The sequence below is a fragment of the Micromonospora sp. NPDC051925 genome (assembly GCF_044548625.1).
GTDB lineage: Bacteria > Actinomycetota > Actinomycetes > Mycobacteriales > Micromonosporaceae > Micromonospora.
In genome coordinates, this window is sequence record NZ_JBIUCH010000010.1 from 121,793 (window position 1) to 143,836 (window position 22,044).

Sequence of the window (22,044 nt, forward strand, 5' to 3'; positions counted from 1 at the left end):
GACGGCGGCGGTTTCGCGTCCCTCGCACGCTGCCACCCCGACCGGGCGCGGACAACTGGCAGTGTGTAGCCCGACAGCCGGCCGCGCCTGACACCGCGTCACACCTACCCGGCGAACACCGGGGCGGTGACCACCCGACCCGGATCGGGCTCAGCCGGCGGCGGTGTCCCTGATCGCCTCGGCGAAGACCTCGGAGCGGTGCTCGAAGTTGCGGAACCGGCCGTAGCTGGGCGCCGCCGGGGACAGCAGCACCACCCCGTCGGCCGGGGTCACCACCCGGGACAACCGGACCGCGTCCACCAGGTCGTCCACCACCTCGGTACGCACCTTCGGCAGCCCGGCCAGCGCCGCGACGATCCGCGGTCCACTGTCCGGAATCCCGATGACGGTGAGTTCCCGCTCGGCCAGGTGCTCGGCCAGCGGCGTGTAGTCCAACCCCCGGTCCGTGCCACCGACGATCACCGTCAACGGCCGCCCGTCGTACGCGTCGATCGCGTGCATCGCCGCGTACGGGCTGGTGGCGAGGGTGTCGTCGACGAAGGTCAGCCCGGACGGGTCGACGATCTCGGTGAGCCGGTGGGCCAGCCCGTGGAACCCGGCGACCGCCACCGCCAGGGTGTCCTTGCGGGTGACCACGTCGATGCCGTACGCGTCGAGCACCGCGAGGGCCACGCAGAGGTTGCCCGCGTTGTGCCGGCCGACCAGCGGCAGCACCCCACGCGGGAAGAGCGGCTGGTCGCCGAGGTGGAACCAGTCCGTGCCATCCGGGCCGGCGGCGACGTGGGCGCTGTCCGGCAGGCCGGCGCGCACCACCGCCCGGTCGCCCAGCTCCAGCGCGAGGCGGGGATCGACGCCGTTGACCACCACCGTGCGGGGGCCGTACGCGATCAGGTTGAGCTTGTCCCGGTAGTACTCGGCCTCGCCGCCGTGCGCGTCCAGGTGCTCGGGGAACAGGGCGGTGACCACCGCCACCCGGGGTGACTCGGTCAGGTCGCTGCACTGGTAGCTGGACAGCTCCAGCACGTACCGCTCGGCCTCCGGCAGGTCGAGGGTGGGCACGCCGATGTTGCCGCCCAGCACGTTGGGCCGGTCCACCGCCGTGAGCAGGTGGCTGATCAGGCTGGCCGTGGTCGACTTGCCCTTGCTGCCGGTGACCCCGATGGTCCGGTCGGCGTGGTCGGCCATCCACAGTGCGGTGCCCTGGGTGACGGTGGCCCCGCGCCCGCGCAGCTCGACCAGCCACGGATGGGTGTTGGGCACCCCCGGGGAGCGGACGACGATCTCGGCGGCGGCCAGCCGGGCGAACGCCTCCTCGCCGATGACCAGCGGCGCGGCCTCGGCGAGCGGGCCCTCCCAGGGCACGCTGAGGAAGTTGGCGCTGTCGTCGACGACGACCAGGTCGGCCGGGCCGTGCGCGGCGATGGCGGTCACGGCGGCCCGGCCCTCCCGGCCGGCCCCCCAGACGGCGACGGTACGGCCGCGCAGATCGGACAGGCGCACGGACTCTCCTTGAGGTGTCGACGGCGATGCACGGGCCCGGTCCGGCGCAGCGGACACGGCCGGACGAACCAGGGCCTAGTATGGCGTGTGCCCAACGAGCAGCTCCGGCGGATGGACGCCTTCACCTTCCCGTCGTACTCGATTGATCTCGCCACCGGCGAGGCGTTGTTCGACTACGCCCTGACCGGCCCCGACGGTGAGCAGCGATTCACCGAGGTGATCACGCTGCCGTTGCCGGCCGAACCGCCGTCGGACGAGACGGTGGCCACCCTGGGCCGGGTGCTGGAGCTGCTGCACGTGGTCGCCGGGGTCAGCTACTACAAGGCCGCCGCGCCGCCGAGGCTGGTGCTGCCGGCGCCGCTGGGCGTCGCCGCCACCGAACTGGTCACCGCCGTCTACACGAAGGGCCTGGCCGAGTACGCCTACCGCAACCAACTGCCGCACGTGCTGGAGCTGCGCCCGCAGGCCCCGGCCGGCGAGGTGTCACCACCCCGGGTGTACGACGACTCCGACCGTCGTCCGCTGTCGGCCGTCGGCGGGGGCAAGGACTCCATCGTCAGCCTGGAGGCGCTGCGCCGGGCCGGCCTCGACCCGGTGCCCTTCTCGGTCAACCCGAACCATGTGATCGTCTCGGTGAACGAGGCGTCCGGGCTGCCCGCGCTGGCCGCCCGGCGGCGGCTCGACCCGGTGCTGTTCGAGCTGAACGCGGCCGGCGCCCGCAACGGGCACATCCCGGTCACCGCGATCAACTCGCTGATCGCGGTCGCCACCGCCGTGCTGCACGGGCTCGGGCCGGTGGTGATGTCCAACGAGCGGTCCGCGTCCGACCCGAACCTGGTGTGGAACGGTCACGAGGTCAACCACCAGTGGTCCAAGGGGGTCGAGGCCGAAGGGCTGCTGCGGGCGGCGCTGACCGAACACGCCGGGCTCACCGAGCCGTACTTCTCGCTGCTGCGGTCGCTGTCGGAGCTGCACATCGCCCGGCTCTTCGCCGGCATCGACCGCTACGACACGGTGGTGACCAGCTGCAACGCCGCGTTCAAGCTGCGCGACGCCAGCGCCCGCTGGTGCCGCGACTGCCCGAAGTGCCGGTTCGTCTTCCTGGCGATGGCTCCGTTCATGCCCCGCGAGCGGGTGGTCGGCATCTTCGGCGGCGACCTGCTGGCCGACCCCACCCAGGTCCCCGGCTACCGGGAGCTGCTCGGCGTGGACGGCCACAAGCCGTTCGAGTGTGTCGGCGAGGTCGAGGAGTCGGTGGTGGCGTTGAGCCTGCTCGCCGAGCAGGACCAGTGGCGCGACGCCCCGGTGGTCCGCGCCCTGGTCGACGCGGTCCCGCCGACCGCCTGGTCCACCGCCGCCGGCTCGGACGTCTTCACCCCCGGCGGCCCGAACTTCGTCCCCGCCGCGTACGCCAAGGCCCTGGACACCCTCACCTGACCACCCCACCCCACCCGGCCCGGCCCGGTTGATCAAGAGGTTTGCGTCACCATTCGGCCCTCCGCCGACGCATACCTCCTGGTCAACATCGACAGGGTGGGCCAGCGGGACGCTCAGGGGGTGCGGACGGCGTCCAGGGCAAGCAGGGCGACGTGCAGGGAGAGGCAGGCCTCCACCGAGTCGAGGTCGACGCCGAGAATCCGGCCGATGCGGGCCAGCCGCTCGTAGAAGGCCGGCCGGGACAGGTGCGCGGCAGCCGCGCCGGCCGACTTGTTGCGGCCCTGCTCCAGGTACGCCCGCAGGGTGCCGAGCAGCTGCTCCCGAGGATGCTCGGCGTCATGGGCCAGCAGCGCGCCGAGTTCCCGTTCGACGAAGGTCTGCAACCGGGGCTCGTCGCGCAGCAGATGCAGCAGGCCGGCCAGCCCGACGTGTGGCAGCCGGAAGACCGGCAGGTCGCGGCTGTCCCGGCGGGCGGCCTCGGCGACCTGACGGGCCTCGACCAGCGAGCGGCGTACCTCCCGCAGGCTCGCCACCCCGGAGCCGGCGGCGATGAGCACCGTCAACCGGTGGCCACCCCCGCCCGACACCGGCTGGTCGGGGTGGCGACGGCGCAGCGCGGCGGCGAAGGCGGCGAGCGCACGCTCCTCGGCGGCGGCCTCCGGCAGGGCGAGCAGGACCCCCACCGCCTGGTCGTCGACGGGGCTGGTGAGCCCGGTCAGCTTCGCCTCCCGCAGCGCCTGGCCGACCGCCTCGGCGAGATCGCGCAGCCGGGCGGGGCCGGCCTCGGCGGCGACGTCGACCGGCGGTCCGCCCTCGCCCGGCCCGGCGTGCTCCGCCGAGGTGGCGCGGCGGTGCCGGACCATGACGCCGATCAGGTGCCGGCGTTCCAGGGGCACCCCCAACGCCCGCGCCCGCAACGCGATCTCGTCCACCGGGCGGGAATGATCGAGCAGGGCGGTGAGCAGGGTGCGGTGCAGTTGTCGTTCCAGCCCCTCGGCGTCACGCCGGATCAGCCGGCCCAACGCCAGGGTCGAGGCCGCCCGCTCCACCAGGATGGTCAGCCGGGTGGGCGGGGTGCCGACGGGCCGACCGTCGCCGAGGCCCGCCCCGGCCGGCCAGCGCAGCAGCAGCCGACCCCAGTCCTGGCCCCGCGCGCCGACGGTCGTCACCAGCCAACCGCTGTCCACGTCGTACGCCGTCCGGCCGGCGGGACGAATCCGCCGGGAGTGCTGCTCCCAGCCGTCCAGCAGCAGTCCGGCGTTCTCCCCCGCCGGGTCGTAGGCGAGCACCTGCCGGGACAGGTTCTCCAGCACCACCGGGCAGCCGGCCAGCTCGGCGGCCTGCCGGACCACCTCGGCCGCCCCGGCGCCCTCGACGGACAGGTCGGTGAACCGCTGGTGGATCTCCTCGGTGGCCCGCAGCTCGTGCAGTTGGGCGTCGACGATCAGGGCCTGCACCGCCTCGGTGATCCGGACGAACGGGGTGGCCCGGCGCAGCTCGACCAGGGGCAGCCCGCGCCGCTCGGCGGCCACGGCCATCACCCGGGGCACCTCGGTGGGGTAGCGGCGACCCAGCTCGACCACGAGACCGGAGACGCCCACCCCGGCGAGGTCGCCGACGAAGGCGCGGAGTCCGGCGTCGTCGGCCGGCAGCCCGATGCCGGTGGTGAGCACCAGTTCACCCCCGCCGAGGAGGGTGGCGATGTCGGGCACCTCCGCCACGTGCACCCAACGCACCGGCCGGTCCAGACCGGCCTCCCCGGCCGCCAGTCGCGGCGCACCCCGACGGACCGGGTCCAGCGCGAGCACCTCACGGACGGTAGGGAACACGGGCGACACGCTACCCTCCGTGACCCCTGCGCCGAACCGCCCACCACCGCCGTGCCGGATCCCCGGCCCGCCCGGCGAGCACCGGGACGAGGCGGGGATCCAGGGCCGGTCAGTCGACGCCGAACTCCATCGCGGCGCGGTCGAGCGCCTCGTCGTCGGCGGTGGCGACGCCCCGGGAGGCGATGGCTTCCGCGCCGCCCTGCGGCATCGCCCCGATCAGCCCGGTCGAGGCCGCCTGCGCGGCGCCGACCGCCCGTTGGGGAGTCACGCCGCCGACCAGGCCGAGGGTGGCGTACTGCTCCAGCTTGGCCCGCGAGTCGGCGATGTCCAGGTTGCGCATGGTGAGCTGACCGATCCGGTCGGACGGGCCGAACGCCGAGTCCTCGGTACGCTCCATCGACAGCTTGTCGGGGTGGTAGCTGAACGCCGGGCCGGTGGTGTCCAGGATCGAGTAGTCCTCGCCCCGGCGCAGGCGCAGGGTCACCTCGCCGGTGACCGCCGTGCCGACCCAGCGCTGCAACGACTCGCGCAGCATCAGCGCCTGCGGGTCCAGCCAACGGCCCTCGTACATCAGCCGGCCGAGGCGGCGGCCCTCGGTGTGGTAGTTCGCCAGGGTGTCCTCGTTGTGGATGGCGTTGACCAGCCGCTCGTACGCGGCGTGCAGCAGCGCCATGCCCGGCGCCTCGTAGATGCCGCGGCTCTTGGCCTCGATGATCCGGTTCTCGATCTGGTCGGACATCCCCAGACCGTGCCGGCCGCCGATGGCGTTGGCCTCCAGCACCAGGTCGACGGGGCTGCCGAACTCCTTGCCGTTGATCGTCACCGGGCGACCCTGGTCGAAGCCGATCGTGACGTCCTCGGTGGGGATCTCCACCGCCAAATCCCAGAACCGGACTCCCATGATCGGGTTGACCGTCTCGATGCCGGTGTCGAGGTGCTCCAGGGTCTTCGCCTCGTGCGTGGCGCCCCAGATGTTGGCGTCGGTGGAGTACGCCTTCTCGGTGCTGTCCCGGTACGGCAGCCCGCGCTCGAGCAGCCACTCCGACATCTCCTTACGCCCACCCAGTTCGGTGACGAAGTCGGTGTCGAGCCACGGCTTGTAGATGCGCAGCTGCGGGTTGGCCAACAGGCCGTACCGGTAGAACCGCTCGATGTCGTTGCCCTTGAAGGTCGAGCCGTCGCCCCAGATCTGGACGTCGTCGGAGATCATCGCCCGGACCAGCAGGGTTCCGGTGACGGCCCGCCCCAGCGGGGTGGTGTTGAAGTACGCCCGACCGCCGGAGCGGATGTGGAAGGCACCGCAGGTCAACGCCGCGAGGCCCTCCTCGACCAGGGCGGCGCGGCAGTCGACCAGGCGGGCGACCTCGGCGCCGTAGCTGAGCGCACGACCGGGCACCGAGTCGATGTCGGGCTCGTCGTACTGGCCGATGTCGGCGGTGTAGGCGCAGGGAACAGCGCCCTTGTCGCGCATCCACGCGACCGCGACCGAGGTGTCGAGGCCGCCGGAGAAGGCGATGCCGACACGTTCGCCGATGGGCAGGGAGGTGAGAACCTTGGACACGGGGAAGATTATTCAGCAGAACGCATGGTCATGCAAATCGGAATCGCCGCGTCCCAACTCCCAGAACGCCACCGCCGCAGCGGCGGCCACGTTCAGCGAGTCCACCCCACGCCGCATCGGAATCACCACCCGCACGTCACTGGCGGACTGGGCCGCCCCGGTGAGACCGGGCCCCTCGGCCCCCAACAGCAGCGCCGCCCGCTCACGCTGCGCCGACGTCAACCGCTGCATCGGTACGGCGTCCGACGCGGGCGTCATCGCGAGCACGGTGAAGCCCGCCTCCCGCACCTGGTCCAACCCCGCCGGCCAGCGCTCCAGCTTGGCGTACGGCACCGCGAAGACCTCCCCCATGCTGACCCGCACGCTGCGCCGGTAGAGCGGATCGGCGCAGGACGGCGAGAGCAGCACCGCGTCGATACCCAACGCCGCCGCGCCCCGGAAGATCGCGCCGAGGTTGGTGTGGTTGTTGATGTCCTCCAGGATCACCACCCGACGGGCGGCAGCCAGCACCTCGGCGGCCTCCGGCAGCGGCTTGCGGTGGAACGAGGCGAGCACCCCCCGGTGGACGTGGAAGCCGGTCGCCTTCTCCAGCACGTCGGGGGTGGCCGCGTAGACGGGCGCGTCCCCGGTGTCCAGGTCGGCGAGCTGGTCGACCCGCTTCGCGTCGACCAGGTACGACCGGGCCGGATAGCCGGCGCGCAACGCCCGGCGCAGCACCAGCTCCCCCTCGGCGATGAACAGCCCGTGCGGGGGTTCCCAGCGGGTACGCAGCTCGACGTCGGTCAACGCGCGGTAGTCGGCGATCCGCGGGTCGTCGGGATCGGTGATCTGGTCAACGGGCACCGCCCGATTCTGCCGGGTGCCCCCGGGTGCACCATCGGACGGGCAGCCCCCGGCGAACGGAACGGCGACGGCTCAAGGGAACAGCGGGCGTTCCCGGCCGGCTCCGGGGAACAGCGGGCGTTCCCGGGCGGCTCCGGGGAACGGCCGGACCGGGGAAACGGCGTGTGCCGGGTTTCCGGGGGCGTACCGGGGGAAGGGGGGCGGGAAGCGGACACGACCGGAGGGACGACCACGATGAGCGCAACGGGCACCACCGACGGCCGGTTGCCGAGGAACGCCACGGTCGCCGACCACATCGTGGCCCGACTCGCCGAGTGGGGGGTACGCCGCTACTTCGGCTATCCGGGCGACGGCATCAACGGCATGACCTCCGCCCTGCAACGCGCGGGTGACCGGGTCGAGTTCATCCAGGTACGCCACGAGGAGACCGCCGGCTTCGCCGCCAGCGCGCACGTCAAGTACGGCGGCGGCCCGCTGGGCTGCGCCCTGGCGACCAGTGGCCCCGGCGCGATCCACCTGCTCAACGGCCTCTACGACGCCAAGCTCGACCACCAGCCGGTGGTGGCCCTGGTCGGGAACACCGCGCTGACCGCCGAGGGCGGCGGCTACTACCAGGAGGTCGACCTGCTCGCCCTCTACAAGGACGTGGCCTCGGGCTTCCTGGCCCAGCTCGACGACCCGTCCCAGGTGCGGCACCTGGTGGACCGGGCCTGCCGGACGGCGCTGTCCCGCCGGACGGTGACCGCGCTGGTGCTCCCCCTGGACGTGCAGGACGAACCGGCGGTGCCGGACCCGCCGCACGCGCACGGCTACTACCACACCAGCGCGGTGCCCAGCAGTACGCCGACGGTGCCGCCGGAGGCGGAGCTGCGCCGGGCCGCCGAGGTGCTCCGCGGCGGCGAGAAGGTGGCGATGCTGGTCGGGCAGGGCGCGCTCGGCGCCGAGGAGGAGGTAGGCCTGATCGCCGACCGGTTGGGTGCCGGGGTGGCCACCGCCCTGCTCGGCTTCACCGCCGTGGATCATCGCGAGCCCTGGGTGACCGGGGCGATCGGCCTGCTCGGCACCCGACCGAGCTGGCAGCTGATGCAGCAGTGCGACCGGCTGCTGATCGTCGGCAGCAACATGCCGTACTCGGAGTTCTATCCGCCGCAGGGGCAGGCCCGCGCGGTGCAGATCGACCTGGACGGCACCCGGATGGGGCTGCGCTACCCGACCGAGGTGAACCTGACCGGCGACGCCGGCCCGACCCTGCGGGCGCTGCTGCGCGAGCTGGGCGACGGCCCCGCCCCGACGGCCTGGCGGGCGACCGTCGCCGACGCCACCTCGGCCTGGCGACGCGCCCAGGCGGACCTGGCCGGGCAGTCCGCCGACCCGGTGAACCCGCAACTGCTCTTCCACACCCTCAACGACGCGCTGCCGACGACGCGATGATCGCGGTGGACTGCGGCACCGCCACCGCCTGGTACGCCCGCCACCTCCAGGTCCGCCCCGGCATGCTGGCCAGCCTCTCCGGCACCCTGCTGTCGATGGGCGGGGCGATGCCGTACGCCCTGGCGGCGAAGTTCGCCCACCCGGACCGGCCGGTGGTGATGCTGATCGGTGACGGGGCGATGCAGATGAACGGGGTCAACGAGTTGATCACCGTGGCGAAGAACTGGCGGAGCTGGGCCGACCCGCGTTTCGTGGTGCTGGTGCTCAACAACCGGGATCTGGCGTTCGTCAGTTGGGAGCAGCGCTCCACCGAGGGCACCCCGCGCTATCCGGCCAGCCAGGACCTGCCGGACGTGGCGTATCACCGGTGGGCCGAGGTGCTGGGCCTCGACGGCGAGCTGGTGGACTCCCCCGACCAGGTCGCCGGGCTGTGGCGGCGGGCGCTGACCGCCGACCGCCCGATGGTGGTCAACGCGATGGTCGACCCGGCCGAGCTGATGCTGCCCCCACACTTCACCGCCGATCAGGCACGCAAGACGGCGGCAGCCCTCCTCCGCGGCGACACCGACCGCACCGGCATCATCCGCCGCGCCCTACCCGCCACCCTCACCACCTACCGCCCCCGCCGCAAAAACCCCTGACCCACCCCCACCCCCACCCCCACCTCTGGTCGCGGTGATCAAGAGGTTTACGTCATTCCGGACGCATGTCGTGACGTAAACCTCTTGATCACCGCGTGGTGGACCCGGCGCGCGTGGTGGGTGGGGAGGGGTGGGGAGGCGGTGTTCCCCCGACCGGACCTGGTCTGCTTCCTGGCGGTCACCCCGGAGCTGGCCCAACGACGGGTGCTGGCCCGGGGCATCGACACCGAGGAGTTGGCGCACCTCACGGCACTGGACGCCGGCTACCGGGCACTGCCCGAGTTCGCCAGCTTCGTGGCGGTCGACGGCGACGCCGACCCGGCGACGGTGTCCGCCGCCCTGGACCGGGCGGTCGCCGGGGTAGCCGGCAGACGGTAGGCGTCGCCGGCAGAACCGCCGGGTCGGCCGAGGCAATGTTCCGCCCACAGCACGGACACGCCGGACCGACCCTGGCAGTTTCCCACAGCACGGACAACGCCGACTGTTCCGCCACAGCACGGACGACGCCAGCTCAACCCCGGCAGATCCGCAACAGCACGGCCAACGCCGGATCAGCCCCGGCGGTTCTGCAACCAGCGCAGCAGGTCGGACGCGAGGCCCTGGTCCTGTTGTGGGGCGCTGGGGGACGGCTGCGGCTTCGGACGCTGCGGCTCGCCGGCCAGCTCCCGGCTGGGGGCGGTGAAGTCGCGGACCGGCTGGCCGTCGACGGCGGTACGGATGGTCCGGGCGACCGCGGTGATCACCTCGCTCTGCACCGCCGCGCCGACCGCGTCGCTCGGGTCGTCGGGGTTGGCGGCGATGCCGGCGACCGCCACCTGCGGGGTGAAGCCGACGAAGGTCTCGGTGGCGTTCTGCTCCGAGCTGCCGGTCTTGCCGGCCACCGGGCGGCCGACGATCCGGTCCACCCCGCCTGCGGTGCTCCCGTTGCACTGCCCGTACGCCGACTGCTGACCGACCGGGCAGCGGGCCGCATCGGTGGCGGCCCGCGCCACGTCCGGCGACAGCACCCGCTTGCAGGACGGATCACCGACCGGCACCGTCGTGCCGTCCGCAGCGGTCACCGAGACCACCGGCGTCGGGGTGCAGTACATCCCCTCGGCGGCAACCGTGGCGTACGCGTTGGCCAGGTCGAGCGGGGTGGTGGCGGCCACCCCGAGGGTGAACGCGCCCCAGTTGTCGGCGTTGTTCGTGGCGAAGTCGGCGTCGGCCTCGGCGCGGAAGGTGATTCCGAGGCGCTGTGCCATCTCGACCACCTTGGCCGGGCCGACCTGCTCCTCCAGCCAGACGAAGTAGGTGTTCACCGAACGGCCGAAGCCGTCCCACATCATCCGGTAGCCGTCCATCCGTGCCGGGTTGGCGTTGGCCGGGCACCACTTGCCGTCACAGGCGGCCTCGCCCTCGGCGGGGAACCGGGTGGTCAGCCGGCTCGGCGAGTCGAACCCGGTGGACAGGGTGCGCCCGTTCTCCAGCGCGGCCAGCATGGTGAACAGCTTGAACGTCGAGCCGGCCTGGTAGCCCTCGATGCTGCCGCCGCCGGAGACCAGCGGGTTGACGGTCTGCCCCTCGCCGATCCCGTACTCACGGTTGACGGCCAGGGCGAGGACCCGGCCGGTGCCGGGCTCGACCGCGGCGATCGGCAGGGCCCGTTCGTCGTCGGCGGCGTAGACCTGGCGGGCCTGGGCGGCGGCGGTGGCCTGCACGTCGGGGTCGAGCGAGGTGACCACCGTGTAGCCGCCCCGGCGCAGCGCCTGCTCCCGCTCCTGCTCGGTCGCGCCGAAGGCGTGCTGCTCCAGCCACCAACGGCGCAGGTAGTCGCAGAAGAAGCCGGCGTCGGCGGTGACCGTGGCGGTGCAGCCGTTGGGCTGGGTGGTGGGATGCAGGGTCAGCTTCTCGGCTTTGGCCTGGTCGGCCTGCGCAGCGGTGATCGCGCCGGTGGCGACCATCGAGTCGAGCACGTACCCGCGCCGCTGCAGGGCCGCCTCCTGGTCGCCGTCGATCGGGCTGTACTCGTCGGGCGACTGGACCAGGCCGGCGAGCAGGGCCGACTCGGCGAGGGTCAGGTCGGCCGGTGCCTTGCCGAAGTAGCGCTGGCTGGCGGCGGCGACCCCGTACGCGCCGGAGCCGAAGTAGGCGATGTTGAGGTAGCGGTTGAGGATCTCGTCCTTGCTGAGGGTCTTCTCCAGCTCGGTGGCGTACCGGATCTCCTGGAGCTTGCGCCCGACGGTCTGCTCGGTGGCCGCCTGCCGCTCCTCGGCGGTGCGGGTGGGGTCGGTCTTGAGCACGTTGCGCACGTACTGCATGGTCAGCGTGGAGCCGCCCTGGGCGGTGCCGCCACCGGTGACGTTGGCGACCAGGGCGCGGGCCATGCCCCGCAGGTCGGCACCGCCGTGGGAGTAGAAGCGCCGGTCCTCGGCGGCGACGATCGCCTGCCGTAGCTCCGGGGCGATCTCGGCCAATGGCACGTCGGTGCGATTGACGTCGTAGAACGTGGTGAGCAGCGTCTTGCCGTCATTGGCGTAGAGGTAGGAGCGCTGCGGGGTGACCGGGGTACGCAGCGCCGCCGGCAGGTCGTCGAACGCCCCGAGCGCCGCCTTGGTGACGGCTCCGGCGAGCAGGTTGCCCGGCAGCGCGGCGACCGCGAGAACCAGGCCGGCAAGCAGGCCGGCGAGCAGCACGGTGAGCAGCCGCGTCAGCGGCGTCCGGGGTGAGGACATGGCCCCAGGATTGCCACCGCGACGCCCGTCGGGCCACCCCACCTGCGGATTGTCAGGTAACTCACCGTAATCTGCCAGCAACTTCCCCACCCCACCGCCCTCCCGTCCCTCCCGTCCCCGCCATCCCCCACATCCCCCACATCCCCCACCATCCGCCCCATCCCCCACCGTCCCCCACGTTCCCTCCCCACCCTCCCAACCCTCCCCTCCCCCGCGTCCCCACTGCCCTCCCGCGGTGACCAAGAGGTTCACGCCCTTCCGCACCGACACCTGACCCAAACCCCCTTCATGATCACCGAAAAGGAGGAGCGACCCCGGGCCGATCATGGAGTCGTGGTGGGAACAAAGCCTGTCTAATGCCCACAAACCGGCCACCACAACTCCAAGATCGCCGGAAGCAGCGTTGGTGAGACCGGGCCCCCCGGAAAGACCGTTGGCGAGACCGGGGGCCCCAGGGCGGGGTGGGAGAGGAGGGGAGGGGAGGGGGCGGCCCCAGGGCGGGAGGGGTGGGAGGGAGGGGGTGGGGAGGGTCAGGCGGCGGGGAGGGGGCCCTGGGGGCCGGTGGGCGGGGAGGGGGTGGGGGTGGGGGTGGGGGTGGGGGTGGTGACGCTGGCGGTGGCGGCGTCGCGGGCGATCGCGGCCGGGACGAGGCGGCCGGAGCGGTAGCCGATGCCGATGCCGGCGATCAGCACGAAGATCGCGCCGAAGGTCTGCAACGAGCCGATCAGCGCGCCACCGAGGCCGAGTAGCGGGGCGGCGATCATCAGCATCGCCCCGTCGCCCATGGCGAAAGCGCCGGAGCGGGCCACCGCCCAGCCGGTGAACAGCCACCCCGCGCTGTAGCAGGTGGCCCCGGCCAGCACCAGCATCCGGGCGGTGGTGCCGAAGACCGGGGTCTGCTCGGCCAGGCCGGCGAAGGGCAGCATCAGCACCGTGCCGCCGATGCTCACCAGCAGGCCGGCCACCGCGCCCCGCCGGCTGCGGGTGGCTGCCAGCAGGCCGGTCAGCGCGAGCAGGGCGAGCAGGCCGAGCCAGACCGCGGCCACCCAGCCGAGCAGGTAGAGCGGCCGACCGTCGGCCGGGTACGGGTCGTTGCCCACCCCGCCGTCGCTGGCCATCGCCACCGCGCCGTAGAGCACCGCGTACGCGGGCAGCAGCCACACCGCGGCGCGGGCGAACCGGCGCAGCGACCAGGCCCAACTGGCGTCGGTGGCCGGCGCGGCCGCAACGGGGTCGCCGACGAAGGGCAGCACCCCGAACCCGCCACCGGTCCGCCGGCTGCCCAGCGGGCCGGCCGGGTCGTGCGCGCCGGGAACGGGGGTACGGGAGAACAACCGCTGCGCCGGGTCCTTCATGCCTCACCTGGTCCGCTCCGACGGGCGGCGCGGAACGCACCCGGCGCCCCGGTCCCTGACCACCACCCGTCCTCAGGACCGATCGTGGCAGGCACCGGGGCGCTGCATGAGCGTTTCTCGCATTTGCCGCCCGGGGTGGGCGACGGCCGGGATCAGCCCCGTTCGCGCTGGTCCGCCGGGTCGTTGACCAGGCTGGCCGGGGAGACCGGCTCGGGGGCCGGCAGCCCCTGCGGCACCTTGCCGCCGGTGGCCTGCGCCTCGGCGACGCGTACCTCGTCGTGGATCTGCTGGGCGGCGGTGGCCGCCGCGCGGGCCGCCTCCGCGGCCTCCCGCTCGACCTCGCTGGCGCTGTGCTTCGCCTCCGGGGCCGGCTCGTCGCCGACCATCCGGCTCAGCCCGCCCAGCGCGCCTCCCATGCCCTCCAGGGCCTTGGTCAGCTCGGCCGGGACGATCCAGACCTTGTTGGCCGTGCCCTGGGCGATCTGCGGCAGCGCCTGGAGGTACTGGTAGGCCAGCACCTTCTGGCTCGGGTTCGCGGTGTGGATCGCGTCGAAGACGGTACGGATCGCCTTGGCCTGGCCCTCGGCCTGGAGGATCCGGGCCTGCCGGTCACCGTCGGCGCGCAGCACCGCGGACTGCTTCTCGCCCTCGGCGGTGAGGATCTGCGACTGCTTGTGCCCCTCGGCGGTCAGGATCGCCGCCCGGCGGTCCCGCTCGGCGCGCATCTGCTTCTCCATCGAGTCGCGGATGCTCGCCGGCGGCTCGATCGCCTTGATCTCCACCCGGGTGACCTTGATGCCCCAGCGGCCGGTGGTCTCGTCGAGCACGCCGGAGAGGTGCCGGTTGATCTCCTCCCGGCTGGTCAGCGCCCGCTCCAGGTCGAGCGAGCCGATCACGTTACGCAGGGTGGTGACGGTCAACTGCTCGATCGCCTGGATGAAGTTGGCGATCTCGTAGGTGGCCCGGACCGCGTCGACCACCTTGTAGTAGAGAACAGTGTCGATCGACACCACCAGGTTGTCGGAGGTGATCACCGGCTGCGGCGGGAAGCTGACCACCTGCTCCCGCATGTCGACCTTGGTGCGCACCGCGTCGACGAACGGGACCAGCAGGTTCAGGCCCGGGTTCAGGGTGCGCTTGTACTTGCCGAGCCGCTCCACCACGTCCTGACGCTGCTGCGGCACGATACGTACCGCCTTCATCAGCGTCACCACAATGATCAACGCCACGGCCACCAACAGGACCGCTAGAAATTCCATACCGTCACCTTTTCGCTTCCGGCAGCTCGCCGGGGGAGGAAATGTCGTCCTGCCACACCAGGGCGGTGGCGCCCCGGACCTTTATCACCTGCACCCGCACACCGGGCTCGAAAGTCTGCGTCGCGTCGTACGGACGCGCCGTCCACAACTCGCCGTCGATCTTCACCATGCCCCGCTCGGCATCGACCTGCTCGATCACCAGCGCGGTGGCGCCCTCCAGCGCCTCCACCCCGAACGGCTGCTCACCGCTGTCCACCGCCGACCGCATGTGCCGGCGGATGGTCGGCCGGGCGAGCGCCACCGTCAGCGCCGACACCACGGCGAAGACCACCGCCTGCACCGCGACGGGCGCACCCAACGCGGCAGCGCCGGCGGCGGCGAACGCGCCGGCCGCGAACATGATCAGGAACAGCGTCGTCGTGAAGATCTCGGCGACGGCCAACACCACACCCAGCACGATCCACACCACGGCGTCCACCCCCCGATCGTGACACGTCCACGCGAATCCACCCACTTCTGATGATCAGTAGGCTCAGGTCGGACCCGTACCGACCGCCGCAAAGGAGACGATGGTGACCCTGCTGTCCGAAACCGTCCGCCGGATCGACACCGTCGTGGCACAGGCCCAGGCCAACGGGCGTACGCCGTCGTTGGCGCTGGGGATCGTGCGCGACGGGACGCTGGCCCACCTGGCCACCGCCGGTGAGCACCCCCGCCCCGACACCGACCTCCAGTACCGGCTGGGTTCGATCACCAAGACGATGACCGCGACGCTGATCCTGCGGGAACGCGACGCCGGCCGGCTCGCCCTCGACGACCCGCTGGAACGGCATCTGCCGGGCACCGCAGTCGGCGGGCTCACCCTGCGCCAACTCCTCGGCCACGCCAGCGGCCTGCAACGCGAGCCCGACGGCCCGTGGTGGGAGCGGACCGAGGGCACCGACCTGGCCACCCTGGTCGCCGGCCTGACCCCGGACAAGATCGGCCAGCCGGCGCTGCGCGGCTACCACTACTCCAACCTGGCGTACGGGCTGCTCGGCGGGGTGTTGGAACGGATCACCGGGGCACCCTGGGCGCGGCTGCTGACCGAACGGGTCCTCGACCCGCTGGAGATGCGGCGGACCACCTACCAGCCCACCGAGCCGTACGCGCGGGGCTACGTGGTGCACCCGTGGCACGACACCCTGCGGGAGGAGCCGCGCACCGACACCGGGGCGATGGCCCCCGCCGGGCAACTCTGGTCGACGGTGACCGACCTCGCCCGCTGGGCGAGCTTCCTCGCCGACCCCGATCCCGAGGTGCTGGCGGCCGACACCCTCACCGAGATGTGCACCCCGGTGATGCTCAACGACCTGGACTCCTGGCGCGGCGGGCACGGCCTGGGGTTGGAGCTGTACCGCGAGGGCGACCGGGTGTATGTGGGCCACGGCGGATCGATGCCCGGCTACGTGGCCACCCTGGTCGTGCACCGCCCCACCCGGACCGCCGTGGTCGGCTACGCCAACTCGTACGGCTTCCGCACCGGCCACCTCGGCGGGCTGGCCCGGCAACTGCTCACCCTGGTCCTGGACGCCGAACCGGCACCGGTCGAGCCCTGGCGTCCGGCCACCGCCACGCCCCCGGCCGACCTGGCCGAGCTGACCGGCCGCTGGTGGTGGATGGGCATCGAGTACGAGGTCCGGGCCGACCCGGCCGGCGAGCTGTGGGCCGGCCGCCCCGGTGACCCGACGCTGCGGTTCACCCCCGAGGGCCCGGACCGCTGGCGGGGCCGCTCCGAGGGGCAGGACAGCGAGATCCTCGCCGTGCTCCGCGACCCGGCCGGCCGGGCGGTGGGGCTGGACATCGGCACCTTCGTCTTCACCCGCACCCCCGACCAGGAACCCTGACCCGGCCGGGCCACCGCCCGGCCTGGCGGGCCGGTGGCGCAGCCCGGCCCGGCGGGCGGGGCGGCCGAACCGGCGCGCCGGACGGGCCGCCGCGGCGACCTGGCGGGCTCGGTCGGCGCGAGGTCAGTCGGGGCGGTCCCTGTCGGGGCGGGGCGGTCCCTGTCGGGGCGCTGTCCGTCGGGGCGGGGCCTGTCAGGGCGGGTCAGTCGGGTTCGGTGACGAAGTCGATCAACCGTTCCATCGCGTTGATCAGCGGGGTCTCGACGTCGGCGAAGCTGTCCACCCGGGACAGGATGCGCCGCCACATGTCGGCCGGCTCGGCCACCCCGAGGGCCGCGCAGACGCCCTCCTTCCACGGCCGGCCCGGCGGTACCACCGGCCAGGCCCGGATGCCCAGCGCGGCCGGCCTGACCGCCTGCCACACGTCGACGTACGGATGGCCGGTGACCAGCACGTGCGGGGAGTTCACCCGGGCCACGATCCGGCTCTCCTTGGAGCCGGTGACCAGGTGGTCGACGAGCACCCCGAGCCGGCGGCCGGGGCCCGGCGCGAAGGCGCGCACCTCGGCGTCGAGGGCGTCGATGCCGTCCAGCGGCTCCACCACCACCCCCTCGACCCGCAGGTCGTCGCCCCAGATCCGCTCCACCAGGGCGGCGTCGTGCACGCCCTCGACCCAGATCCGGCTGGCCTTCGCCACCCGTGCCCGGACGTCGTCCAGGGCGATCGACCCGGAGGCGGTACGTCGGCGGGCGGCGGGCACCGGGGCGCGTACCGGCCGGCGCAGGGTCACCGGCTCCCCGTCGAGCAGGAACGCGGCCGGCAGCAGGGGGAAGACGCGTCGCCGGCCGTGCCGGTCCTCCAGCACCACCGCGCCCGACTCGAAGCCGACCACCGCACCGCAGAACCCCGAGTCGACGTCCTCCACCACGAGATCCACCTCGGCGTCGACCTCGGGGGTGACCTTCCGTCGCCGCCAGTCGCCCGCCAGCACGTCCTCGCCGTATCGCCCCGCCATGTCGAGCACGCTAACGCCACCCGCGCCGCACCGCCGCCCGACGCGCCCGTCCCGCCCGCCGCGCCCGTTCAGGTTCCCCGCCCCTTCCGGCTCCGCGCCCGTGCAGGGTTCGCCGCCCGTTCCGGGTTCCGCGCCATGGCAGGGAAGGCCCCTCGTCGGCAGATCCCGAGGTGGCAGGTCGTCAGTCCCGAGGTGGCAGGGGAGCCTTCCCGACCCGGTCGGGAGCGGCCCGACCCGCCCTCCCGTGACCGACGACGCGGCAGTCGAGACAGGGGCGGCGGGGAGCACGTACCCTTTCGGCATGTCCTCCCCCGCAACGGGCGCGGCCACCCTGGCTGCGCGCCGGTCGAGCCGTTTCGTGGCCTGGGTACGCGCCTGGCGAGCCGGCCTGGTGCCCTTCGACGAGGTCGCCGAGTCGGTCGCCGGCGACGAGGAGCACCTGGTCGCCGACGCACCGGGCACCTGGCGGGACGTACCGCTGCGGGACGCCCTGCCGGCGCTGGCCAAGCTCTCTCCCGACGAGATCCGGCTGGTGCTGCCGGCCCCGGGCGACCCGCGCGGGCTGCCCGGTCCGGGCGACTTCGCCGGCGCCGCGCTGCTCACCGGGGAGGCCGTGGTGGCCGGCGGGCTCGGGTTGATCCCCGAGGTACGCACCCACACCTCCGGCTCCGGGATGACCTGGGAGACGGTGCTGTGGCGGGTCTACCCGCTGCCGGCCGACGCGCCGAAGGCGTCGCTGACCGCGCCGGGAGCGGCCGAGGCGGAAGCCGAGCTGGCCACCGCGCTGGCCGAGTCCACCGCCGCGTTGACCCGCCTCGACGTGGCCCAGTGGCGGCCCGAGCTGGCCGGGGCGCTCGCCGCGTTGCGTCGCCCGGACGGCGCCACCGACCTGCCCCCCGGGTTCGACCCGCGCGCCCGGCGGCTCTTCGCCCGCGCCGCCGTGCTCGACCGGGTGCTCGCGCTGGCCGGGGAGAGCGCGCCCGGCGGCGCGATCAACAACCACGAGGCCCAACAGCGCGACGCCGCCCTGCGTCCGCTCACCAACGCCTGCCGGCAGGCGTTGGTCGCCGCCTGCAACGCGCCGCTACGCCCCTGAGCCGCCCCGCCCCGGGCGGGGGCTCAGATCTCGTCGATCAGGTCGAGCACCGAGTCGACGATGCGGGACGGCCGGTACGGGTAGCGCTCCGTCTCGGCCCGGGTGCTGATCCCGGTGAGCACCAGAATGGTCTCCAACCCCGCCTCCAGGCCGCACAGGATGTCGGTGTCCATTCGGTCACCGATCATCGCGGTGCTCTCCGAGTGCGCGTTGATGGTGTTCAGCGCCGAGCGCATCATCATCGGGTTCGGCTTGCCGACGAAGTACGGCTCCACCCCGGTCGCCTTGGAGATCATCGCGGCGACCGAGCCTGCGGCGGGTAACGCGCCCTCCACGGACGGGCCGGTGACGTCCGGGTTGGTGCAGATGAACCGGGCCCCGTCGTTGATCAGCCGGACCGCCTTGGTGATCGCCTCGAAGCTGTAGGTGCGGGTCTCCCCCAGCACCACGTAGTCCGGGGCGAAGTCGGTCAGCACGTAGCCGACCGCGTGCAACGCGGTGGTCAGCCCCGCCTCCCCGATCACGTACGCGGTGCCACCCGGCCGCTGGTCGGCGAGGAACTGTGCGGTGGCCAGCGCCGCCGTCCAGATCGCGGTCTCGGGCACCTCGAAACCCATCCGGGTGAGCCGGGCCTGGAGGTCGCGCGGGGTGTAGATCGAGTTGTTGGTCAGCACCAGGAAGGGCTTGCCGGACGACCGGAGCCGGTTGATGAACTCCGGTGCTCCAGGGACCGGCTGGCCCTCGTGCACCAGCACGCCGTCCATGTCGGTCAGCCAGCTCTGCACGGGTTTGCGGTCAAGCATGTGTCGTCCCCAGGAGGTGTCGGAGCGGGCGGGTCGTCATCAGGGGCGGCGGGCGGCCGGTACGCAGCACGGGGTGGGGCAGGTGTCCCACATCGGCAGCGCGCCGAGGCGACGGCGGAGCCGCTCCCCGTCGGGCGTGGTGCGCTCGGCCACCAGTTCACGCACCATGGTCACGAACCTCGGGTCGGTGCCGGGGGTGCCGGCCCGGACGAAGTCCAGGCCGAGCTGCTTGGCCGTCGCCGACGCCTCGGTGTCGAGGTCCCAGACCACCTCCAGGTGGTCGGAGACGAACCCGATCGGGCTGACCACCACACCGGTCACGCCCTGCCCGGCGAGGGCGGTCAGGTGGTCGTTGACGTCTGGCTCCAGCCACGGCACCTGCGGCGGGCCGGAGCGGCTCTGCCAGACCAGGTCGTACGGCAGGTCGGGTGCGGCGGCGGCGTGCACCAGGCGGGCCGTCTCCGCCAGCTGCGCGGTGTACCGGCCGCCGTGCGGGCCGGCGGTGGCCGCCGCCGAGGTGGGGATGGAGTGCGCGGTGAAGACCAGCCGGGTGGTGTTCCGCCGCGCCGGGTCGAGCTGGGCCAGCGCCGAACGCACCGCGTCGGCGTGCGGCTCGACGAAGCCGGGATGGTCCCAGAACTGCCGCAGTTTCTCGATCACCGGGGCGTCCGGGCCGACGGCGGACCGGGCGGCGGCGATGTCCTCCTGGTACTGCCGGCAGGACGAGTAGCCGCCGTACGCGCTGGTGACGAAGGCCAGGGCCCGCCGTACCCCGTCGTCGCGCAGTTGGGCCACGGTGTCGGCGAGCATCGGATCCCAGTTCCGGTTGCCCCAGTAGACCGGCAGGTCGACGCCGTGGGCGGCGAAGTCCGCCCGGATCGCGGCGAGCAGCTCACGGCACTGCTGGTTGATCGGGGAGACCCCGCCGAAGTGCAGGTAGTGCTCGGCGACCTCGGCCAGCCGCTCGGGCGGCACCCCCCGCCCCCGGGTCACGTTCTGGAGGAAGGGCAGCACGTCCTCGGGCCGCTCCGGGCCGCCGAAGGAGACCAGCACCAATGCGTCGTACGCCATGGGGTCATTCTCCCCCGCGCGTAGGGACGGTCCGACGACGCCCCCTGGTCCCGGGCGTGACGAAGGGGCCCCGACGTGGGGCCCCTTCGCGCGGCTCAGGCGCCGAGGGCGTGGTAGCCGCCGTCGACGTGGACGATCTCGCCGGTGGTGGCCGGGAACCAGTCCGACATCAGCGCGAGGCAGGCGCGGGCCGCCGGCTCCTGGTCGGTGAGGTTCCAGCCGAGCGGGGCCCGCTCCGCCCACGCCGTCTCGAACTGCTCGAAGCCGGGGATGGACTTCGCGGCCATGGTGCGCAGGGGCCCGGCCGCCACCAGGTTGCTGCGGATGCCCTGCTTGCCCAGGTGCAGCGCGAGGTAGCGGGAGGCGGACTCCAGGCCGGCCTTGGCCACGCCCATCCAGTCGTAGACCGGCCAGGCCTTGGTGGCGTCGAAGGTGAGCCCGACCACCGAGCCACCCGGCGACATCAGCGGCAGCGCGGCCATGGCCAGCGACTTGTAGGAGAACGTGGAGACCTGCAACGCGGTCGCCACGTCCTCCCAGGGGGCGTCGAGGAAGCCGCCACCGAGGCAGCTCTGCGGGGCGAAGCCGATCGAGTGGACCACGCCGTCGAGGCCGTCGACGTGCTCACGGACCTGGTCGGCCAGGCCGGCGAGTTGCTCCGGGCTGGTCACGTCCAGTTCGATGATCGGGGCCGGCTGGGGCAGCCGCCGGGCGATCCGCTCGACCAGTGAGAGCCGGCCGTAGCCGGTGAGCACGACCTGGGCGCCGTTCTCCTGGGCGAGCTTCGCCACCGAGAAGGCGATCGAGGCGTCGGTGATGACGCCGGTGACCAGCAGCCGCTTACCGGCGAGCAGTCCTGACATGTGTTGGCTTCCTCCGTACGTTCTCAGTGGCCCATGCCGAGGCCGCCGTCGACCGGGATGACAGCGCCGGAGATGTATCCGGAGGCGTCCGAGGCGAGCCAGGTGACCACCCCGGCGACCTCGTCCGGTGCGGCGAACCGGCCGGCGGGGATGACCTTGCGGTACTCGGTGCGGCGCTCCTCGGGCAGCTTGGCCGTCATCTCGGTGTCGATGAAGCCCGGGGCGACCACGTTCGCGGTGATGTTGCGGCTGCCCAGCTCGCGGGTGATCGAGCGGGCCACCCCGACCAGGCCGGCCTTGCTGGCGGCGTAGTTGACCTGGCCGACGCCGCCGTAGAGCCCGATCACCGAGGAGATGAAGATCATCCGACCCCACTTGGCCCGGAGCATCTTGGACGAGGCCCGCTTGGCGCAGCGGAAAGCGCCGGTCAGGTTGGTGTCGAGCACCCCGGTGAACTGCTCCTCGGACATCCGCATCAGCAGCGTGTCGTCGGTGATGCCGGCGTTGGCGACCAGCACCTCGACCGCCCCCAGCTCGGCCTCGACCGCGGCGAAGGCGGCGTCGACGGAGGCGGCGTCGGTGACGTCGCACCGGACCCCGAACAGCCCGTCGGGCGCGTCACCGCTGCGGTGGGTGACCGCCACCCGGTCGCCCTGTTTGGCGAAGGCCTGCGCGATGGCCAGTCCGATCCCCCGGTTGCCGCCGGTCACCAGCACGGTACGGGCCACGGGTCCCCCTTC

The 22,044-nt window shown here is 73.1% G+C and carries 17 protein-coding genes and 1 pseudogene; 5 read left to right on the forward strand and 13 right to left on the reverse strand.

Annotated elements, in window-relative coordinates; all coding sequences use genetic code 11:
- Nucleotides 1-150 precede the first annotated feature (150 nt).
- On the reverse strand, nt 151-1,500 hold the full coding sequence (gene murD / locus ACIG87_RS15670; RefSeq protein ID WP_396851198.1) for a UDP-N-acetylmuramoyl-L-alanine--D-glutamate ligase: 1,350 nt from the start codon (nt 1,498-1,500) through the stop codon (nt 151-153).
- Nucleotides 1,501-1,587: 87 nt separating this feature from the next.
- Between murD and ACIG87_RS15675 the strand changes: the two genes are divergently transcribed.
- Nucleotides 1,588-2,937: a hypothetical protein gene (locus tag ACIG87_RS15675; RefSeq protein ID WP_396851199.1), complete on the forward strand. Its 1,350-nt coding sequence runs from the start codon at nt 1,588-1,590 to the stop codon at nt 2,935-2,937.
- Between the two features lie 113 nt (nt 2,938-3,050).
- Here ACIG87_RS15675 and ACIG87_RS15680 read toward each other — a convergent pair whose 3' ends face one another.
- The 3 genes from ACIG87_RS15680 to ACIG87_RS15690 all read right to left on the reverse strand — a co-directional run bounded on the left by ACIG87_RS15680 (nt 3,051) and on the right by ACIG87_RS15690 (nt 7,170).
- Nucleotides 3,051-4,775 carry a PucR family transcriptional regulator gene (locus ACIG87_RS15680; protein ID WP_396851200.1) on the reverse strand — a complete coding sequence of 575 codons (1,725 nt, stop codon included), beginning with the start codon at nt 4,773-4,775 and terminating at the stop codon, nt 3,051-3,053.
- Nucleotides 4,776-4,875: 100 nt separating this feature from the next.
- Nucleotides 4,876-6,327 (reverse strand): argininosuccinate synthase, encoded by a 1,452-nt coding sequence (gene argG, locus ACIG87_RS15685; protein ID WP_396851201.1) that lies wholly within the window; start codon nt 6,325-6,327, stop codon nt 4,876-4,878.
- A 12-nt stretch (nt 6,328-6,339) separates the two neighbouring features.
- Complete coding sequence (locus tag ACIG87_RS15690; RefSeq protein WP_396851202.1) at nt 6,340-7,170, reverse strand: TrmH family RNA methyltransferase; 831 nt, start codon at nt 7,168-7,170, stop codon at nt 6,340-6,342.
- 234 nt (nt 7,171-7,404) lie between these two features.
- Between ACIG87_RS15690 and ACIG87_RS15695 the strand changes: the two are divergent.
- Nucleotides 7,405-9,242: pseudogene (locus ACIG87_RS15695) on the forward strand (thiamine pyrophosphate-requiring protein).
- 141 nt (nt 9,243-9,383) lie between these two features.
- Complete coding sequence (locus ACIG87_RS15700) at nt 9,384-9,620, forward strand: hypothetical protein (RefSeq protein ID WP_396851203.1); 237 nt, start codon at nt 9,384-9,386, stop codon at nt 9,618-9,620.
- Between the two features lie 173 nt (nt 9,621-9,793).
- On the opposite strand, the gene ACIG87_RS15705 is transcribed toward ACIG87_RS15700, so the two are convergent.
- The 4 genes from ACIG87_RS15705 to ACIG87_RS15720 form a co-directional block, all read right to left on the reverse strand.
- The gene (locus tag ACIG87_RS15705; RefSeq protein WP_396851204.1) at nt 9,794-11,956 is read right to left on the reverse strand and encodes a transglycosylase domain-containing protein; all 2,163 of its coding nucleotides are present in this window, start codon (nt 11,954-11,956) and stop codon (nt 9,794-9,796) included.
- Between the two features lie 530 nt (nt 11,957-12,486).
- On the reverse strand, nt 12,487-13,311 hold the full coding sequence (locus ACIG87_RS15710; protein ID WP_396851205.1) for a hypothetical protein: 825 nt from the start codon (nt 13,309-13,311) through the stop codon (nt 12,487-12,489).
- A 152-nt stretch (nt 13,312-13,463) separates the two neighbouring features.
- Complete coding sequence (locus tag ACIG87_RS15715; RefSeq protein ID WP_396851206.1) at nt 13,464-14,570, reverse strand: SPFH domain-containing protein; 1,107 nt, start codon at nt 14,568-14,570, stop codon at nt 13,464-13,466.
- Between the two features lie 4 nt (nt 14,571-14,574).
- A complete protein-coding gene (locus ACIG87_RS15720) occupies nt 14,575-15,048 on the reverse strand; it encodes an NfeD family protein (protein WP_396851207.1) in 474 nt (157 codons plus the stop codon).
- A 94-nt stretch (nt 15,049-15,142) separates the two neighbouring features.
- Between ACIG87_RS15720 and ACIG87_RS15725 the strand changes: the two genes are divergently transcribed.
- Complete coding sequence (locus ACIG87_RS15725; protein ID WP_396851208.1) at nt 15,143-16,456, forward strand: serine hydrolase domain-containing protein; 1,314 nt, start codon at nt 15,143-15,145, stop codon at nt 16,454-16,456.
- 202 nt (nt 16,457-16,658) lie between these two features.
- Here ACIG87_RS15725 and ACIG87_RS15730 read toward each other — a convergent pair whose 3' ends face one another.
- On the reverse strand, nt 16,659-17,471 hold the full coding sequence (locus ACIG87_RS15730; protein ID WP_396851209.1) for a DUF3097 domain-containing protein: 813 nt from the start codon (nt 17,469-17,471) through the stop codon (nt 16,659-16,661).
- 301 nt (nt 17,472-17,772) lie between these two features.
- On the opposite strand from ACIG87_RS15730, the gene ACIG87_RS15735 reads away from it, so the two are divergent.
- Nucleotides 17,773-18,567 (forward strand): hypothetical protein, encoded by a 795-nt coding sequence (locus ACIG87_RS15735; RefSeq protein ID WP_396851210.1) that lies wholly within the window; start codon nt 17,773-17,775, stop codon nt 18,565-18,567.
- A gap of 23 nt (nt 18,568-18,590) precedes the next feature.
- Here the strand turns inward: ACIG87_RS15735 and ACIG87_RS15740 are convergent, their stop codons facing one another.
- From ACIG87_RS15740 to fabG, 4 genes are all read right to left on the reverse strand, one after another.
- On the reverse strand, nt 18,591-19,370 hold the full coding sequence (locus tag ACIG87_RS15740; protein ID WP_396851211.1) for an HAD-IIA family hydrolase: 780 nt from the start codon (nt 19,368-19,370) through the stop codon (nt 18,591-18,593).
- 39 nt (nt 19,371-19,409) lie between these two features.
- Nucleotides 19,410-20,441: a ferrochelatase gene (locus tag ACIG87_RS15745; RefSeq protein WP_396851212.1), complete on the reverse strand. Its 1,032-nt coding sequence runs from the start codon at nt 20,439-20,441 to the stop codon at nt 19,410-19,412.
- Between the two features lie 95 nt (nt 20,442-20,536).
- Nucleotides 20,537-21,304, reverse strand: a complete 768-nt coding sequence (gene fabI, locus ACIG87_RS15750; RefSeq protein WP_396851213.1) for an enoyl-ACP reductase FabI — start codon at nt 21,302-21,304, stop codon at nt 20,537-20,539.
- A 23-nt stretch (nt 21,305-21,327) separates the two neighbouring features.
- On the reverse strand, nt 21,328-22,032 hold the full coding sequence (gene fabG, locus ACIG87_RS15755; RefSeq protein WP_396851214.1) for a 3-oxoacyl-ACP reductase FabG: 705 nt from the start codon (nt 22,030-22,032) through the stop codon (nt 21,328-21,330).
- Between the last annotated feature and the right edge of the window lie 12 nt (nt 22,033-22,044).